This is a genomic window from Rahnella sp. GSA61A, from assembly GCF_019969905.1.
In the GTDB taxonomy this organism is placed as follows: Bacteria; Pseudomonadota; Gammaproteobacteria; order Enterobacterales; family Enterobacteriaceae; genus Rahnella; species Rahnella aceris.
Genome location: NZ_JAHXYO010000003.1, coordinates 117730 through 135564, shown reverse-complemented (window position 1 = coordinate 135564; position 17835 = coordinate 117730). Strand labels below are relative to the sequence as shown.

13 protein-coding genes, 1 tRNA gene and 1 pseudogene are annotated in these 17835 nt (G+C 46.8%); 7 read left to right on the top strand and 8 right to left on the bottom strand.

The window, feature by feature from the left end:
* The first annotated feature begins 15 nt into the window (after nucleotides 1-15).
* The 4 genes from LC431_RS04910 to LC431_RS04895 are packed head-to-tail and all read left to right on the top strand — an operon-like array spanning nucleotide 16 to nucleotide 5833.
* A complete protein-coding gene (locus tag LC431_RS04910; RefSeq protein ID WP_015689834.1) occupies nucleotides 16-963 on the top strand; it encodes an amidohydrolase family protein in 948 nt (315 codons plus the stop codon).
* On the top strand, nucleotides 956-1204 hold the full coding sequence (locus tag LC431_RS04905) for a phosphopantetheine-binding protein (RefSeq protein ID WP_015689835.1): 249 nt from the start codon (nucleotides 956-958) through the stop codon (nucleotides 1202-1204). The genes LC431_RS04910 and LC431_RS04905 overlap by 8 nt, the downstream gene beginning before the upstream one ends.
* 3 nt (nucleotides 1205-1207) lie before the next feature.
* Nucleotides 1208-2128: an amidohydrolase family protein gene (locus LC431_RS04900; protein ID WP_015689836.1), complete on the top strand. Its 921-nt coding sequence runs from the start codon at nucleotides 1208-1210 to the stop codon at nucleotides 2126-2128.
* Nucleotides 2129-2131: 3 nt separating this feature from the next.
* Nucleotides 2132-5833 carry an AMP-binding protein gene (locus LC431_RS04895; RefSeq protein WP_223509341.1) on the top strand — a complete coding sequence of 1234 codons (3702 nt, stop codon included), beginning with the start codon at nucleotides 2132-2134 and terminating at the stop codon, nucleotides 5831-5833.
* Between the two features lie 337 nt (nucleotides 5834-6170).
* Here LC431_RS04895 and LC431_RS04890 read toward each other — a convergent pair whose 3' ends face one another.
* On the bottom strand, nucleotides 6171-6890 hold the full coding sequence (locus LC431_RS04890) for a 4'-phosphopantetheinyl transferase (RefSeq protein ID WP_217158952.1): 720 nt from the start codon (nucleotides 6888-6890) through the stop codon (nucleotides 6171-6173).
* A 645-nt stretch (nucleotides 6891-7535) separates the two neighbouring features.
* Here LC431_RS04890 and LC431_RS04885 point away from each other — a divergent pair.
* Nucleotides 7536-7664, top strand: a pseudogene (locus LC431_RS04885) (IS30 family transposase); the annotation flags it as partial.
* Between the two features lie 53 nt (nucleotides 7665-7717).
* On the opposite strand, the gene LC431_RS04880 reads toward LC431_RS04885, so the two are convergent.
* The 5 genes from LC431_RS04880 to LC431_RS04860 form a co-directional block, all read right to left on the bottom strand.
* Nucleotides 7718-8296, bottom strand: coding sequence for a hypothetical protein (locus LC431_RS04880; protein WP_223509340.1), 579 nt, complete (start codon nucleotides 8294-8296; stop codon nucleotides 7718-7720).
* 474 nt (nucleotides 8297-8770) lie between these two features.
* Entirely contained in the window at nucleotides 8771-10039 is a 1269-nt protein-coding gene (locus LC431_RS04875; RefSeq protein WP_223509339.1) for an integrase arm-type DNA-binding domain-containing protein, read from the bottom strand.
* Between the two features lie 161 nt (nucleotides 10040-10200).
* Nucleotides 10201-10276: transfer RNA gene (locus LC431_RS04870), tRNA-Asn, on the bottom strand.
* A 143-nt stretch (nucleotides 10277-10419) separates the two neighbouring features.
* A complete protein-coding gene (mtfA, locus tag LC431_RS04865; RefSeq protein WP_013575231.1) occupies nucleotides 10420-11196 on the bottom strand; it encodes a DgsA anti-repressor MtfA in 777 nt (258 codons plus the stop codon).
* A gap of 247 nt (nucleotides 11197-11443) precedes the next feature.
* Entirely contained in the window at nucleotides 11444-12967 is a 1524-nt protein-coding gene (locus tag LC431_RS04860; RefSeq protein ID WP_013575232.1) for an EAL domain-containing protein, read from the bottom strand.
* Nucleotides 12968-13496: 529 nt separating this feature from the next.
* On the opposite strand from LC431_RS04860, the gene LC431_RS04855 reads away from it, so the two are divergent.
* Complete coding sequence (locus tag LC431_RS04855) at nucleotides 13497-14510, top strand: alpha/beta fold hydrolase (protein WP_223509338.1); 1014 nt, start codon at nucleotides 13497-13499, stop codon at nucleotides 14508-14510.
* A 79-nt stretch (nucleotides 14511-14589) separates the two neighbouring features.
* Here LC431_RS04855 and LC431_RS04850 read toward each other — a convergent pair whose 3' ends face one another.
* A complete protein-coding gene (locus tag LC431_RS04850; protein ID WP_013575234.1) occupies nucleotides 14590-15096 on the bottom strand; it encodes a phenolic acid decarboxylase in 507 nt (168 codons plus the stop codon).
* A 146-nt stretch (nucleotides 15097-15242) separates the two neighbouring features.
* On the opposite strand from LC431_RS04850, the gene LC431_RS04845 reads away from it, so the two are divergent.
* Nucleotides 15243-16139, top strand: a complete 897-nt coding sequence (locus LC431_RS04845; protein ID WP_013575235.1) for a LysR family transcriptional regulator — start codon at nucleotides 15243-15245, stop codon at nucleotides 16137-16139.
* A 35-nt stretch (nucleotides 16140-16174) separates the two neighbouring features.
* On the opposite strand, the gene LC431_RS04840 is transcribed toward LC431_RS04845, so the two are convergent.
* Nucleotides 16175-17809, bottom strand: coding sequence for a phosphoethanolamine transferase (locus tag LC431_RS04840; RefSeq protein WP_223509337.1), 1635 nt, complete (start codon nucleotides 17807-17809; stop codon nucleotides 16175-16177).
* Between the last annotated feature and the right edge of the window lie 26 nt (nucleotides 17810-17835).

The following is a 17835-nucleotide window of genomic DNA, read 5'->3' as shown; positions in this document are numbered from 1 at the left end:
ATACAGGGTGCCACTATGCCATATACGGTGATAGATACGCATATTAATGTTGCCTCCGATAAACTTGTACCTGAAAAATTTCTTTATGATCAAGCAGTGAATCTACAAAATAAAATGCAAGCACTAGGCGACAGGATTGAAATTAACAAACTCTTAGATAAGCTAAAATCTTATTATCAGGATCATAATGGTGACCACCTAGTCAGTGAGATGGGTCATAGTGGTATTCATCAGGGGATACTAATCGCTCCAGATTTTTCATATCTTTACCCCTCGGTACTGACGCCGGAAGAGTCAATTGAGCTGCATGAAAAAATTTGTGCTCGTTATCCCGGGCGCTTCCATGTATTTGCTGGAATTGATCCACGTTATGGCAGTGATGGTATTACACTTTTTCATAATAAGGTAAAATCAGGGAGTGTACATGGCCTGAAAGTCTACCCTCTTTGTGGTTTTTCTCCATCAGATAAGAGGCTGTTTCCCTATTATGAAATCTGTGAAGCTTATGGGCTTCCTGTTCTTAGTCATTCTGGGCCAGGTTGGCAAGATCTCAATTACAGCTTCGGTAACCCGGTATTAATTGATGAAGCTGCACGGTGTTTTCGAGGAGTCAATTTCATCCTTGGCCACGGTGCAATCTATAATTTCCATGAAAGTTCTTATTTGGCAGTTTACCGAGAAAATGTTTATCTAGATTGTAGCGGCTTTGCTAATCTGGGTAGCAACTCGTTGTGGATATCACACCTGAAGAACACATTCAAATGTGGGTTTAATCATAAAATACTCTTTGGAACCAGTTGGCCAGCGTATAAGATGACTCTTTCTAATAAAAGAATCATGGATATTATGTTTTCTGAGGATGGTCCATTAACTGAGTTGAAAGAAAAAGAAGTTGGGATGATTATGGGTAAGAACTTATTACGTATTCTATCAGTAAGTGATAAGGGGGAACAAAATGGATGAGACAATGCAGGTTATTCACCGCTATATTATGTCGCGTGATGATGATCTCAAAGAGGAAGTTGGACTGGATGACGATCTTTTTGCAAGTGGCATTCTAGATTCTATGGGTTTACTTGGGCTAGTATCGCACTTAGAAGATGTTTACCAGACTAATATCGATCTCAGTGAAATTGATATTGATAAAATATCAACTATCCGAAAGATTTCTCTGGAATTGGTACCAACTACTTCAGCGGAGTAGAGGATGAAAATAATTGACGGACATTGTCATTTGGCCTCCACGCGCTATATACCGCAGCAATTTTTTGAAGATGTTGCAGCCAATATAACTTGTAAAATGATAGCGTATGGAGAAAAAGTATCTTATAGCAAGATTCTGCAAATGCTACTGATGCAGCATAACGATCATTATGGTGATAGGTTAATTGTTGAGATGGATGCTGCATCCATCAGTCGCACGGTACTACTTATCCCTGATTTCTCCTCGGCCATGGCTATGCCGCTTCCGCAGCGGGAGATCTATGAAGCACATTTTCAGGTCACACAAAAATACCCGGGGCGTTTTTATGTCTTCCCTGGAGTTAACCCATTGCGGGGTCAAGTCGCGCTCGACGAGTTTGTCGAATCCATTGAAAATTTTGGTTTTCATGGACTCAAACTTTATCCTCCATGCGGCTATTCACCTTCTGATAAATGTCTCTATCCGTTCTATGACTTCTGTCAGGAAAAATCTTTACCGGTGCTGCTTCATACCGGTCCTACGGTGCAGTCTCTCAATCTCACGCTTATGCCACCTTCGTTAATTTGTGCGGCGGCCAGGGACTTTCCAGGTGTGAATTTTATTCTGGCGCATGGAGCTGTTGCCTATGTTGAAGAGGCTGTTGAACTAGCGCGAAACTGGCCAAATCTTTACATCGATACTGGCGGGATAAGTGGGGCAATTTTCCCAGGTAAATGGCAGAAACAGCTGTTATCTGTTTTACTCGCAGATATTGAAAACAAAGTGATTTTTGGGTCAGACTGGCCCGTCACGAGGATGTCCGGCGGCCTTAAAAATCTAGTCACTGGAATCACCTCCAACCCCGCGATAACACAACAAATTACGCCTACCGCGCTACAGGTATTTTTCGGTGAGAATATTACCCGACTGATTGAGGGAGGTTGATCAATGTATAAATTTTTTGAGTTAACCACAACGCAACAAAATTTTATCACTGCGGAACGAATTAACCAGAACCCTGCACTCAACCAACTGACTGTTGCAATCACATCAGATATTCCATTCGATCCTATGCGGTTGAAAAATGCGATCAATACCGTTATTAGACAGAATGGTCGTGAGTTGCGTATGCAGATCCACCATGAGGGGAAAAAATTTTACCCTACACGTGACATCTGTTTACAGCAGGGCGCTTTGTTCGTTGATCAACAAGATTTAGATCAGGCGATTGCCAGTTGGTTAATCGGAAGGTCGATAGCAGTTATGGACGAAGAGTTGATTCGCTTCACCCTACTGGAGCTATCAACTGGAGGTAACCTGCTGATAATTGAATCCAGCCATATTATATGGGATGGCATTTCAGTTGCTATTTTCCTTCAACGTACGCTGGACTGCTACCATGCCCGCTGCGAAGTATCACTGTACCATGATGACTACAATATGTTCGTGCAACAACTAGCCAGTAACAGGGATACTGATGGCTACCGCCGAAGCCTTAACTACTGGCAAAAGCTAGTCAGTGATACTCCAACAGTTGCACTTTTACCGCTTAATAAAAAACATAGCAGCAGAAAACTGAAAACTACAGGATATCGCTATCTACCAATGAGCGAGCCACTTAGTGCCTCCTTGCTGACAAATAATCATCCTCTATCTCGTTTTCTATCCGCGTTCTGTCGGTATTATCGCCAGTCGACACAGCAGGAAAATTTGCTGGTCGGTATTCCTTATGCAGGACGTAGCCATGAGCGCGATCGCCATCAAATCGGGCTGTATGAGAATACTTTACCTCTGCTGCTGACAGCAGCTATGGCGGAGAGCGGGGGGGATAAGCTAATCAGAAAACAACTGCTGACCAATAGTTTTCATCAGTTGGTGTCGCTGAACGATATAGTCAGACATCTGGGACTTAAAAGTTCTTCCTCTACACATCCCTTGTTTCAGATACTGGTTAACTATGTTGATCTCACAACTCAAGATAACGCCATCACCCGATTATTTATTTCGAATAGCGCTTCATTGTTCACTCTTTCTTTTCATCTTTTAAAGATTACAGAGCAGCGATTCGCGTTGCAGATTGAGTTCGATCGCGCAGTTTATTCTGATGTTGATATTGACTTTCTTTCTAGCACTTTGTTCAGAGTGATCGCAGGTGACATGGCTTTATCGGATGTAGCAGTTGATCCTGAGCCCAGAATCAGCCTGCTCAGTGAACCGCATCTGCCAATTACGGGCAATAAGTCAGTGCTGAACTGTTTGCAGCAGATAACCGCACGGCGGCCAGATGTTATTTGCCTGCGCAGCCCGCATGGGACCTCACTCACTTTTGCGCAGCTTGAACTACGTAGTAAAGAACTTGCACGATATTTTCTAGAAAATTTCGCTTTTGCCTCCGATGAGGCGCGAATTGTCGCATGCGATTTGACCAGAACTGTCGATAGCATTGCTGTGCTGATTGCGCTGTTGCGTTGTGGCATGGCGTTTATGCCTATGGATCATAAGTTTCCTGCAGCGCGCAAACAGCAAATTCTCGATGCCAGCCACTGCCGTTTTCTGGTGACGGATAGAACTTTAGAGTGGGTGGGTGAGGATGTATTACAGAAACTGGTTATGATTAATGTTTCATTACCTTTACCGCTCAGCCTCTATAAGCTGGCTTGCGAACAACCCGTCAGCAGTCAGCAGTTGGCATATTGCCTTTATACCTCCGGTTCAACAGGGACACCTAAGGGGGTGATGCTTAGCCACGGTAATCTCACAGCCTTTATTGCATGGTCGCTGACCGCAGGTGAAGAGATCTTCCGCCGTGTACCCTTTGTCACTTCTTTTTCATTCGATCTAAGTATCTATGAAATATTTGCCACGCTTTGCAGCGGCGGATGTTTAACGGTGCTGGATAATGCTATTCAGTTGCAATATCACGATGACTATACCTTGTTGAATACGGTTCCCTCGGTGCTTGAATACCTGCTTGAACACCGGGCATTACCACATGCACTGCTGCGTGTTAATGTTGCAGGGGAAGCGCTGTCACCAAACGTGGTTAAAAAGTACTTCTTTTTCGCGACAAAGATGCCAGAGTTTTACAACCTTTATGGTCCTACGGAATTTACTACCTATGCTACGGAATACCATATTACCGGGCCGGAAGAGTCGATACCAATAGGTGTACCGATTGCTGGTAATCAGGTTGCGGTAATCAATGATGCAATGGAGCCGCTGCTGCGAGGGCAAATAGGGCAAATTGTGTTGGCTGGGGTTAACCTGGCAAGCGGCTATATGCATGCACCAGAGCTTACCACGCAGCGTTTTGTTTTCCTCACTGCGTTAAACGCTATTGCTTATCTTACAGGAGATAGTGGTTATATTGATGGTGCAGGTCGATTGCACTATATCGGGCGGCAAGACAACCAAGTGAAGATTCGTGGCCACCGGGTGGAACTAAGTGAGATTGAACTGGCGGCGGAAAACCTGGAGGGTATTGGTCGTGCAGTCGCATGCCCTGTGGAACATTCAGGCCATAAAGAGATTATCTTGTGTATAGTTACTGAAAGAGGGTTCAGCACGAAACAGCAAGTATTAGCGGCGTTACGTGAGGTTCTGCCCGGCTATATGATTCCCAACTGGATATATATCCTGGAAGCTTTCCCTTTAAATCACAATGGCAAAATTGACCGCAAAGTACTTGCCAAGCAGTCAGATCAATGGCTAGACGCGTTATTAAGGCATCATAACCAGCCTGCCGGGCCGGAAATCCCTATTCCAGTAAAGTTGGAACAGCAGTTGCTGGCAATCTGCTGCTCAGTGCTACACGATCCTTTCCTGCACAGAGATAGCGATCTTATTGCATCCGGCGCCAACTCGTTAGACATACTTCAACTGCTTGAGCGTATTGAGTCAACATTTTCCCTTCGCCTAAATTACGAAGATATTTTTACGGCGCCAGTGATCGCCGATCTGACGCTGAGCATCTTTCATCGCCTGAGGAATGAGGATGCAGTCCCTCCCGTCAAACGGGGACAGACACTATATTTTTTGCCTGGAGCTGGTACGTTAGGGGCGGTATATCAATCGTGGTTTAAGAAGCTGACGCCTGATTTCGCAGTAAAAATACTAAATTACAATCATGATTTGCCTAGCGCCACCAGTTTTGAGGCACTGGCAGATAAAACTTGGCAGCGTTTGAAAGCGGAGTGTCAAGTAGGGGAGACCATACATCTGGTTGGTCATTCCTTTGGCGGCTGCCTCGCATATGAATTAGCTCTGCGCTCTGAGCGGCAAGCTCAAATCTGCTATGTCACCATTATCGACAGCTTTCTCGACTTTATGCCAGATAATTACCGCTGGGAGAACTTTACCGGAGCTGGGGATACCCGATTAGCGTCGCTTCATGACCTGCTTGATAAGGCGATGGTGCTTCATAAGCAGTTCCGTATCATTGCAAATGACGTACCACGTAATATCAATTTACTTTACGCGCGGGGCGGTGTTGGTGGATATTTTAGTAAAGACCTACTTTTACAAAACATACGACGACTGGGGGCCGGAAGAAATATTACACTGGTAGATGGCGGACATTTTTCACTATTCAGCGATGTAGCTGGGCAGTCCATTAATAATTTAAAAAACTTCCACCGCATAGGCGATTGAACTGACATTTGCGTTTATATAGGAGCCGATGCATTGACCGGTTGAACTCACAGAACACGAAGGATGGTCAAGTGCCTCACGACACCGAAGGGGAAATTCACTGCTTCGCCAGATTTTCACGGCTTCTGAGCGGGTTGTCACCTCACCTGATGAAGAACTAGAGGCTTACCCACCGGGCAAACTGGTAACCCGCTTGGTCCTGGGTAGATGAACGATTTGACCGCCTGGGTGAAGGGAGAGGCACTGCCGATGTTACTGGATAAAGCGCAAGGCCAGCTGTTTATTGAAGGAAGTAATTAGCAATAATAGCACCTGCCCACGAGGAAAGTTCAAGTGGTCACTTGGCAATAAATGTGATGATGGAATTTTTGTGATTACTTTGTTGATAATAATAGTAGCGGCCGTCGAAAACCGTTCCGGCTGTAATATTTCTGGTGAGGGATTTCGTTAGACGTAAAGAGAATTTACCGAGTTTTTCGTTTATGTCTATTATCTCTGCATAGGAAAAATCGAAAAAATATTTTATCGTCGGCCATAACGCTTTAAATAAACTCTCTTTCGCCGAAAACGCGATCAACAAAGCAACATCATAATCTAAGGATAATGATGAAAAATAACCTTGCTCACCGGTTGAAGTAAATTCATTAGCCATATCGACAAAAATCTTTGGCTGTCTTATCTCAATATCAATGCCGATATAGGTCAATTTACTCGAAAAACCAGCCACCGCGATAGCAAAGTTATCAGTATGAGAAATAGATCCCAACACTCCGGCAGGCCATACAGGTGCCCTCTCAGGAGAGACAGCAACCTTGGTCTCCTCACATCCCAAGAGCATTAATACGTTACTGGCGCAGTATCGACCGGCAATAAATTCAGCACGCCTTTTTGTCACTGCGTTGTTTAGTGTTTGTGGAATGTCGATATTATACTCGATGAATAAGTCATCATGATAATTTTCTTTTATATAAGAGATACTAAAACATCTCACGCCTGGATGGCGAAGAGTAAATTCATGCTCGATGGGATTTAGGAAGCTTTTAGTGTTTTTTGACATCGGCTGGTCTTAGTTGGGATGTGTATCATCTGATTTTAGCATAAAATCTATTGTGGATTTACCAATGGGTATTATTAAATAACGGGTAGTGATGATCAATTAAAACCGGGCAAAGATTTATGCACTTGGTTTAATCGGTTTTCATATACATTCGGCGATATATTTTACAAGACTTTTTTGAGTAAATAGAATTTTTAGCTACAACCAGGATCAGATCAACACATTCGTGACTCTGTAGCGGTATCTTGTGGCAAAACAAAACCTCAAAATCACTAACTGGAACGCCTACAACAAGGCTTTCGTCAATCGGGGAACACTGATTCTGATTGGATGAGCGGGCCATCTAGGACTGTTACGACGGTCCCAAAAAGCCTTCGTGGGTTGTTCTCAACGTTATTCTGAGACCGTTCTGATGCTCAAGCGGGTCTTTCGCCTCACGTTGCGCACCGCGTCTGGCAGAAAAAGTACCTGGCTGTGGACGCCGATATTCACGAGGTTATCTGCATCGAAATGTTATTCAGGATTGATGCGAGCCGCTCATGGCTGACGTCGGCACCTAACCTCTGCTGTAATTCTTAACGCTTAAGCTTAAGGTGACGATTCTCTGCTTCACTAACTGCTAGCTCCGAATTGGGTATGAGGCCCGACTTATCAGTTCACAGCCAGCAAAGATTAAATAGTGTTGCCAGACAACTTAACGAGAGACCAAGAAAAACGTTAAGCTATGAGTCACCAGCAGAACTATTTAGCAACTGTGTTGCATCCATCGATTGAACTCAAAGCCATAAGCGGAATTAACATTCTGATAAATTAAGTAATTGGGCCGGTCAAAAACTAGGTCGAAGAGGCCAAGGAACTGTGGTACCTATGATATTAACCCTTATGTCTTTATTTAATGCAACGCTGATACCATGAGATATTTCAAAATTGGATAACCATCTTGAGTTGTTTAAATTAAATCTATTATCTATAACAAAGCCTAATATTATTATTCTGTATTCAACGTCGGGATGATTTTTACGGAAAAAAGATAATCTATTAGTAATTTCTTCTGGCTTTGATGGATTTGCTAAAGAACTTCCAACAATATGCCAAAGTGAATTTTTAGTGAATTCAACAGCAGCCGAACAAACATTCATTTCTGATGGTTCATGCACCCAGCATATAGAAACATCAAAAAATCCGAGATTTTCAGTATGATTTTTTAATTGAATCTTCAGATTTTCAATGTCGTGATAATCACACGATAGATGATAAAGATTATTTGTGCCTAAATCCTTAACCAGTTTGCGGAACTTTTCGTCTCCACGGGATACAATGGAAACGATATTTCCATCTTTAATCAATGCCTTAACCACTCCTGATAACATCCCTGTACCACCAACAACAAGGTAATGTGAAGTCATAATTCATCCTTACTTTTCTGATTTAGGTTTAGATGTTACCCCAGTATGTCTTCCATAATGTTTTTAATCAAAAAATGTGCTTTGCATTTACTTCTCTGCTGAACATTCATTAACAAACAATGACATTGGTCATGTCCACATGGACCGAGGGATTTTAGTGGTCAAGCAAAACTGGCCACGGCTTTAGAGTTTTTCCAGAACAATTATTCTGATTCATTCGGCATCATACCACCATTATATTGATGAGGTCTGAGCTGGTTTTGCTAAAGTTTGCATACCCATATTCCTGCACACAATCTCCCTATTCTCCTATCTTAAGCGATAGAATGATGTTGCGAATAAAAAGGGGATCTTTCAAGTTCGGCATGAAGATGCTCATAAACGGTTTAACAATTTCTTCGAGTTGAAGCCAGAAAAATACCGTACCAGTACAGACTGATACGGCTATCTCTGTGGTTTATTTTGTCAGAAGATTTATCCCATTGTGTAACTGATTTCCTTCCCACAAATATAAGGTGGCACATACTCTTTCCGGCACATATCCAGATAATCCGACCACCATTGCATCATCGCTTTACGGGCATCGAGATATTCTGCTTTATGGATGTAAGCCGCTCGAACGCTGTTACGCTCCTGGTGACTCATCTGCCGTTCAACCGCATCCTGCGCCCATAGGCCAGACTCCATCAGGGCACTACAGGCCATTGCCCTAAATCCGTGGCCGCAGATTTCATCTTTTGTGTCATAGCCCATCAGGCGTAGCGCCTTATTGACCGTGTTTTCGCACATCGGTTTATACGGATTATGATCGCCGGGGAATACCAGCACCTGATGCCCGGATATTTCCCGTATCTGTTTCAGAATAGCAATGGACTGACGGGAGAGTGGAACGATATGTGGAGTGCGCATTTTTGCACCACGCCCAGAGTAGCGGACACCGGGGATGGACTCGCGAGTGGCAGGAATGGTCCAGATTCTATTTTTGAAATCGATCTCAGACCAACGGGCGAAACGCAGTTCGCTGGAACGGATGAATAGGTGCAGGGTGAGTGATACTGCCAGGCGGGTTAACTCTCGTCCTTGCTTGTAGTCCTTAATACGGGTTAACAGTTCTGGTAGTTGTTCCAAGGGAAGGGCAGGGTAGTGGCGTTTAACCGGAGGGGCGATTATACCGTCCAGATTGGCAGCCGGATTCTGCTCTATCAACTCATTATGTACGGCATGACGCATGATGTTGCACATATGCTGCCGCGTACGTGCTGCGACTTCCAGCAGACCTTTTTGCTCAATGCCTTTCAGCAGGTCGATAAAGTGACGAGGTTTCAGTTCAGCTACCGGCAAGTGTCCAATCACAGGAAATATATGATTGTTCATGCTGGCAAGCAGACGGGAGGCGTGGTTCTCTGACCATGTTCGGTTGCTTTTATGCCAGTCCAGTGCCACATACTTGAAACTTTTTTCTGGCGAGGAAGTGGCTTTTTCAGCAGAGCGCTGCTGTGCTGGATTGATATTATGCGCCAGCAATTTACGGATACCATCACGTTGTTGACGGGCATCAGCCAAAGACACATCAGGGTAGGCACCCAAGCCGAGGCGTGATTCTTTTCTATTGATACGATATTTGAGATACCAGAGACGTGAACCGCCGGGATTGATCAAAAGGTACAGGCCGTGAGAATCGGAAACTTTGAAGGGTTTTGCGGATGGCTTTAAGCTGCGGATTTTTGTGTCGTTAAGAGACATTTGGGGGTCACTCCGTCATCGAACCAACATGACCCCAAATCTGACCACCAAATTCTCCCGATGCAGAGGGAAAACTAAAAATGCATCGGGAAGATTTTTCGCGCTAACTTATTGAATCTAAATCACATAAGGATTCGCAAAGAGGCATGAAAACAAGAATTTGGCTCCTCTGACTGGACTCGAACCAGTGACATACGGATTAACAGTCCGCCGTTCTACCGACTGAACTACAGAGGAATCGTTGGAACGGGGCGCATAATATCCAGAGGGCTGCGGAGTGTCAACGCTAAATTCGTCAAAAACGTCCGACTGCTCAGCAACTAATCAATGTCGCCATAAAAGGGTACTTTACTGCGGAAAAATGTCCGTCAAAACGGAATTTAACAATCGCAGCGCTGACCGCGAAGTTGCCTTGCCAGCGGGTCCTGTTGATAAAAACGGCTGAAATGGCCGTATACCAGCGGAAAACGCTCTGAAAGTAATTCTGGTGCACTAAAGAAATACTCTGACAGTACCGCAAAACATTCGGCCGCATCGGTCGCCGCGTAGGCGTCCATGCTGGCAGCCTCTTCGCCGACAGTGTCGATTTCATCCTGCAGATTTTGCATCGCGGCGTGTAAATCGTGTTCCCATGACACCACCTCACGCAGCGGAATAGGCGGAATACCCGTGACTTCGCCGCCGTTGCGCATATCCAGTTTATGCGCCGCTTCGTGGATGATCAGGTTAAAACCAGAATTGTCGAATGAGTCCTCGATGTCCTGCCAGTTGAGTACAATCGGGCCCTGATCCCAGCTTTGTCCGGCATGAATTTGTGAACCGGCATGCACCAGCCCGTTTTCATCCTGCCAGGGAGCATCAACCACGAACGGGGAAGGGTAGAGCAGGATTTCGTGAAAGCCATCGAGCCAGGAAGCGCCCAGTTCCATCACCGGCAGCGCAAAAAGCAGCGCGATACGGGCCTGCATCAGTTCAGTCAGCTCAACGCCTTGCAGAGGAACCAGCCTTTTTTGTTGCAGCAACTGGCTGGCGACCTGAATCAGACGCAGTTTCTCATCTTCGTTGAGGCAAGATAAAAGTGGGATATTCAGCGCGTCATTCCAGGCGTCTGATTTCTCAATTTTCAGTTCATTCGCTTTCCACGGCCACTTAATCATCATCTTGCTCGCAAAGTGATCATTCTGATTGTCAGCAGGGTTCTCCGCCAGAGTACTCCAATACAAGTAACTTCAACAAGTTAGCTTAGTTATCGGACTCATCCTGTATGGATGTTACACACCGGCAATTTTTTAGCAAAAAGCACAGACATCTTATAAGACGCAGCTCACGTTATTAGTCTAGTCACTGAGTCACGAATGTGCCCGCAGTATGAAGAGATAGCGCCCGCCACAGGCTGCATGAAAATCAGAGCCATTTCCGGATAAAATCGGCGGGCGGTACAGGCTTTCCGAAAAAGTAACCTTGCAGGAATTCCAGCCGGTACGGGGCAAGATAATTTACCTGTGTCTGGGTTTCAATGCCTTCGGCCACGATGATCATTTGCAGACGTTTAGCCAGGTCAATCACGTTATCAACAATGTGCCCGGCCAGCGCGTCTGTACCAATCCGGCCTATGAAACTCTGGTCAATCTTCAGAATATCAATGTGGAATTTTTGCAGGTACGCCAGGCTGGAATGCCCGGTGCCAAAGTCGTCCAGCGCGATCAGCACGCCCATCTGGCGAAGTGTGTGAAACAGGCTGGAGGTGATTTCACCCGGCTCGATTAATTCACGTTCAGTCAGCTCAAGCACCAGATTGATCGGGTTCTCCCTGAAGGCATCAATAAATGCTTTGCAGTCTTCAGCCAGTGAGAGGTCTTTGAAATGGCTGGCGCAGATATTGAAACCGAAATGGAAATTTTTAGGCAACTGTGCTGCCAGCGGGCCGAACTGTTCACGTACCTGCGTCATGATGAGGCGCGTCATGGGCACAATCAGGCCGCTCTCTTCTGCCAGCGGGATAAACTGATAAGGCGGGATCAGCCCTGATTGCGGATGCTGCCAGCGCATCAGCACTTCAGCGCCGGTCACCTCATGCGTGGTGCCATCCACCACCGGCTGTAAATAAGGAATGAACTGTTTTTTCTCCAGCGCTTCTCTCAGCGCCGCCGTCGGGCTGCCGACACGACCGAGCAGGCTGTAGGTCATGAAAGCGATAAATAAGCTGAGCAGCGGGAACAATATCAGGCTGACGGTGGCGTAATCAAAAACATAACCCCAGTGGTCACTGGGTCGGATCACTAAGCGAATCGCGTAGGGGTAGTTCTGAGAAGCAAGCTCCATACGTTCACCGTCCGGCCAGCCTTCACCGGTGTGAATGCTGCCATTGCTGTCCATCCACTGGTCGCCTACCTGCAATACCAGATAAGCGTGAGTGCTGAGCAACGACAGGATGTTGTGCAGAAAATAGCCATCCACACCAACCAGCACGCCGCTGCCGTTAACGTCATGACGATAGGCAATAAGAGGATGATCGGGCGTGATGCTGTTGCCACGCATCAGCATTAACCGTCCGTCGATATATTTGTCGGTCGAGATATTGTCAGCACGCGGGCCGAATAAGGAGGCGCAGTAAATCGTATTCTGGCGGTAGAGGTTGACCGTGCGGACATTGGGCACTTTGGCTACCTGCCAGCGTAGCGCCTGCACGGTGTTGGCATCACAGGGGACGCCAATCAGATTCTCAACGGCACTGGTGGCAATGGCGGCATTATCCAGCGTCATATCCACCAGCCTCACTGACTGTTGCAGGTTTGCGGCGGTATCACGGCGTAATCCCTGAGAAGTTTGCCACGAGATCGCCAGTATGCCGAGAGCAGCAACAACAAGGAATGCGAGTAGTGAAAGGCATATTCGGACAGAGCGTCGGGTTAACCAGTTTAGGGCCAAGGGTATCCCCCAGTGAGAGTCAGAGAGCGGCATTTTGTCCCGTTAATATACCTCATAATCCCGCTCTGCGGTGTGGAGCTTTGCGAAGAAGATTCGGTATGGCACTGATTTAAAGGTGACGTTTTGCTCAAAAATACCTATCTGAACCGATATTTCTACCCTGACAATATATAAAAATAGTTTTTTAATTTAATGATGGGTTTTTTATATCATTATGTTTGTGTTTATATCCCGCCGGGGGATATGTGATATTTATTATGTTAAGAAAGATGGAATATTCCCTGTCCTTATGAATAATTATCTCAACAGGTGTCTTAAGTCAGAAATGAAAAAATATCTTTGCTTCACACTGACGAAAGACCTTTATTAACGTTAAGTGATGGGTCAATCATAAGGTGTGAAATATGTCTGAGAATAACGCCATATCACAATTATCCGGAATATTGGATAAGTGGTTTTCCTGACGGCGTAAAGTTTGTAGCATAAGGCTTTACGCCGTCGGTTCCGTGAACACCACCAGGACAACCCCATGCTTCCCCGTTTTAAACTGCTCTTTTGTGCTGCTGTTTTATCGTTCTCCTTCTCCGGCGCGTCAATGGCTGCCGATGCGCCTTCTTACGGTCCGCAATTGCAGGGATTTGATTATCCGTTCCCGCTGAAACAATTCTCTTTTAATTCCCAGGGTGCCCCGCTGCAAATGGGGTATCTGGATGTGCCGCCCACCGGGCACAAAAATGGTCAGACCGTGGTGCTGATGCATGGCAAGAATTTCTGTGCCGCGACCTGGGGTGACACTATTTCGGCGCTGGTCAGTAAAGGCTACCGGGTTATCGCGCCCGATCAGGTCGGGTTCTGTTCGTCGACCAAACCTTCGCATTACCAGTACAGTTTCCAGCAACTGGCGACTAATACCCATGAGTTGCTTAAAAGCCTGAAAATAACCAAAGCTGTGATTGTCGGGCATTCGACCGGCGGTATGCTGGCGACGCGATACAGCCTGATGTTCGCACCGGAAGTATCGAAACTGGTGCTGGTGAACCCGATTGGTCTGGAAGACTGGAAAGCTAAGGGCGTGCCGTATCGTACCGTCGATCAGTGGTACGACCGTGAGCTGAAAACCTCGGCGGAAAGCATTAAACAGTACGAACTCAAAACCTATTACGTGAATAAGTGGAAACCGGAATACGACCGCTGGGTCGATATGCTGGCAGGGCTGAACAACGGGCCGGGGCATAAACTGGTGGCCTGGAACTCGGCGCTGATATACGACATGATTTTCACGCAGCCTGTGTTCTACGAATTCAAAAACCTGCGTGTACCGACCACGCTGATGATCGGCACGGCTGACACCACAGCCATCGGCAGCGATATTGCGCCGCCTGCGGTAAAAGCAAAAATCGGTCATTACAATGTGCTGGGTAAACAGGTTGCGAAGCTTATTCCGCACGCGAAACTGATTGAGTTTAAAGGTCTGGGCCACGCACCGCAGATGGAAGAACCGGAAAGATTCAATGCGACGCTGCTGAAAACGCTGGCGCGCTGATGTTCCTGTACTCCTGAAACGGTATTCATGAAAAAACCGCAGTCATGACTGCGGTTTTTTTATGTCTGCGGGTTAACGATTAACGCAGATTGTCCGGGAAGTTAGCCGGTAACTCGCTGGCAGCGCAGTCAATCACAGTGTCATTGTCAGCGCCGCAGTCACGGACGAAGGTAATGGTGGCGAATTCGTCGATGACTTCAGTCGGATAAGCGGGTCCGGCATCGCGGTAAGCATTCATCAATGGAATATGTTCGTTCTGGAAGCACACGGTTTTTTCCGGGTTGTTCATAATCCAGCGTGGGAAGAAAATGGTGCCGTGGAACACGTTGTCGCCCAGATTTACAATCAGGCTGACATCTGTACCGGTCGGTTCTGTCCAGGAAATTTTGTACACATCAGAAGCCACACGCACGATATAGGCTTTCTGGTCTTTCACCCAGCGGTTACCGACCAGCCCGCTATGGATGCGGTAATCCAGCGTTTCGGCATTTTTCACATAGATTTCATAATTCCAGCCGTTGTCGTAAGTGTAAACAACGTGTTTGCCGATGAAATTGCTCAGGTCATGTTTATCAAAGTTGCTCATGGTAATTCTCCTTAACGCAGTAACAGGTGAAATGTTTTGTTTCGATGAGGAGAATATTACGCGCTAAAAAATTGATAAAAAAACGCTGATTTCAGATTAAAATAATCTAAAATTTAGATGTGTTTTTATCTGAAGGAAGGAACAGTATGGCACTTCCACGCACCACACTTGAGCAGTGGGTGGTATTACAAACGGTGATTGAACAAGGAAGTTACGCGCAGGCCGCAGAGGTACTGAACCGCAGTCAGTCTTCCGTCAGTTATGCCCTGAGTGGGTTACAGGAACGTCTCGGTCTGCCGTTGCTGGAGATTCATGGCCGTAAAGCGACACTGACGGAACAGGGGCGGGCGTTGCTGATGCAGGCCACGCCGCTGATTTCCGCCTTTTTGCAACTTGAGCACCGCGCCGCCGGGCTGAAAGACGGGACGCGCACCGAACTGAGCCTGGTTGTCGACAGTGTCTTTCCCAAATACCGTCTGTTTCGCGCACTCAAAAATTTTCAGCAGCAGTTTCCCGATACCCGTGTTCATCTGACAGAAATTCTGCGCGGCGAAAGCCTTAAGCAATTAAATGAACGATCAGCGGATTTATACATCACCACACTGGCACCGGAAAATGCGATACAGGGGCGCTTCCTGCTCGACGTGGATTTTGTGCCGGTGGCCAAAAGCGATCATCCGCTGATGAGCCTCACCGTTCCGCTGACTGCGCAGGATCTGGCGCGTTTTCCGCTGATTAGCGTGGCCGACCGGCACACGCCGCGTGCAGAAAATGTGTCATCCGGCCCTGTTGCCAGCTGGACATTCACCACTGTCGGGGCCGCAATGGAAGCCATTGCGGTGGGCGTGGGGTACGGCTGGCTGCCGCTGGAAAGTGTGGAAAAAGCGCTGGAGAGCGGTTTGCTCCGCCGACTGGAATTATCAGCCAGAACGGTGCGGCAAACGGCTTTGTATATGGTGATGGATAATGAATCTGAGCGGTTTGATAAAACGGTCAGCACGCTGGCAAAAAGCATTCTGACGGAGTGCGGTTTGCTGCCATAACGTTCTGGCAGCAAACCGTTTCAACAGGGGCGTGATTACCTTTGTGATGTACGACAGGCTGCCAGAATATCCAGTTGCGGATCACGTTCCGAGGTTTGCACGTCCATCGCGCTCAGCACGGTGTGGAACAGGTTATCCTGTGAAACGTCTTTGTTCACGGCATACGATTTCAGGCATTGCAGATCAATTCCCTGCGCTTTCACATAACCGCTGGATAACCAGAACAGCATCGGCACGTGTGTCTGTTGCGCCGGTGCCACGCTGTAAGGCGTGCCGTGCAAATACAGGCCATTTTCACCCAGCGATTCGCCATGGTCAGAAAGATAAATCACGGCCACGTTGTACTTATCCTGATACTGCTTCGCCTTCTCAATCACCTGCGACACCGTGTAATCCGTGTAAAGCAGGGTATTATCGTAGGTATTCACCAGTTGTTCCTGAGAACAGTTTTCAATATCGCTGCGCGGGCAGTCAGGCATAAACTTACGGAATTCCTGCGGATAGCGTTTGTAGTACGTCGGGCCGTGGCTGCCGATCAGATGTAAGCCAATCAGCGTATTTTTGCCGTCAGGTTTGATGTCGTCATCGATATTCTGCATCAGCGCCATGTCGTAGCAGGTATCGCCATCACAGTATTTACCGTCTTTTTTTGTATCGATGGTGATATTCGGCACACGGTCGCATACGCCTTTACAGCCTTCATCATTGTCTTTCCAGAACACCGAAACACCGGCTTTATGCAGGATATCCAGCAAGCCTTCACTGTTACGGGCGCGGTTGGCGTCGTAGCGGGTGCGCTTCATATTCGAGAACATGCACGGCACAGAAATCGCCGTTGCCGTGCCGCATGACGTCATTTTATTAAAGAACACCACGTCAGGAATAGCCTGTGTGTACTGATTAGTCGGTTTGGCGTAACCCTCAGATGACTGATTTTGCGCCCGCGCGGTTTCCCCAATCACCAGGAACACCAGATTTGGTTTCTGCCCCGGTTGCTGCACCAGTTTTGCATCGTTGCCAATAGTCTGGAACGGCATTTTCGGCGTGAAGTAACGGTGATTGATGTACTGGAACGCGCTGTAGAGGTAGTTTGTCGGCACAATTTCCAGATTCAGGGTGCGGTTGTTACGGCCCACAGAGGCGTAATCTTTGTAAAAAATCCCGGCAATGGAGGCAACCACCAGCAATGAAATCACCATCGACACCAGACGGACACCGAGACGGCGTAACGGCGTTTTTTCATAGCTGACCGGTGTCAGGAAAAGCAAAATAGCGGGCAAAACGCCGGTGAAGACAAACCACAGTATCACTTTCAGATTCAGGTAAGACGACGCTTCAGCCGATTGCGTCTCGAGAATATTTTCGATCATGCCGCGATCAAATACGACCTGGAAGGTCATCATCGCAAAACTGGCGAGGGCACTGACCGGCAGCACGATAATAAAGAATGGCTTAAGCAATGGACGAAAGCTGAAAGGGGTGAACACAAAGTTCAGTGCGGCAAACAGCGCAACCGGAATGCTCAGGGCAAAAGCCAGGTTGTACGCGGGCAGTGCCTGTAAGATGTGATAAAAATGCAGCAAAATCGGCAGATTAACGATAAAGGTAAAATACAGGGTCAGCAGTAAAGTCAGCGTAAAGTAGCTAATCTTCGGAAATATAGAGCGCAATGAAAACTCCCAACAGGGTGGTGGTA

What these genes read in the sequence shown, in the direction of transcription:
- LC431_RS04855 (WP_223509338.1), top strand. Translation starts at nt 13,497, where the DNA reads ATGCTTCCCCGTTTTAAACTGCTCTTTTGTGCTGCTGTTTTATCGTTC.
- LC431_RS04890 (WP_217158952.1), bottom strand. Translation starts at nt 6,890, where the DNA reads ATGTCAAAAAACACTAAAAGCTTCCTAAATCCCATCGAGCATGAATTT.
- LC431_RS04900 (WP_015689836.1), top strand. Translation starts at nt 1,208, where the DNA reads ATGAAAATAATTGACGGACATTGTCATTTGGCCTCCACGCGCTATATA.
- LC431_RS04875 (WP_223509339.1), bottom strand. Translation starts at nt 10,039, where the DNA reads ATGTCTCTTAACGACACAAAAATCCGCAGCTTAAAGCCATCCGCAAAA.
- LC431_RS04850 (WP_013575234.1), bottom strand. Translation starts at nt 15,096, where the DNA reads ATGAGCAACTTTGATAAACATGACCTGAGCAATTTCATCGGCAAACAC.
- LC431_RS04880 (WP_223509340.1), bottom strand. Translation starts at nt 8,296, where the DNA reads ATGACTTCACATTACCTTGTTGTTGGTGGTACAGGGATGTTATCAGGA.
- LC431_RS04910 (WP_015689834.1), top strand. Translation starts at nt 16, where the DNA reads ATGCCATATACGGTGATAGATACGCATATTAATGTTGCCTCCGATAAA.
- LC431_RS04845 (WP_013575235.1), top strand. Translation starts at nt 15,243, where the DNA reads ATGGCACTTCCACGCACCACACTTGAGCAGTGGGTGGTATTACAAACG.
- LC431_RS04905 (WP_015689835.1), top strand. Translation starts at nt 956, where the DNA reads ATGGATGAGACAATGCAGGTTATTCACCGCTATATTATGTCGCGTGAT.
- mtfA (WP_013575231.1), bottom strand. Translation starts at nt 11,196, where the DNA reads ATGATTAAGTGGCCGTGGAAAGCGAATGAACTGAAAATTGAGAAATCA.
- LC431_RS04895 (WP_223509341.1), top strand. Translation starts at nt 2,132, where the DNA reads ATGTATAAATTTTTTGAGTTAACCACAACGCAACAAAATTTTATCACT.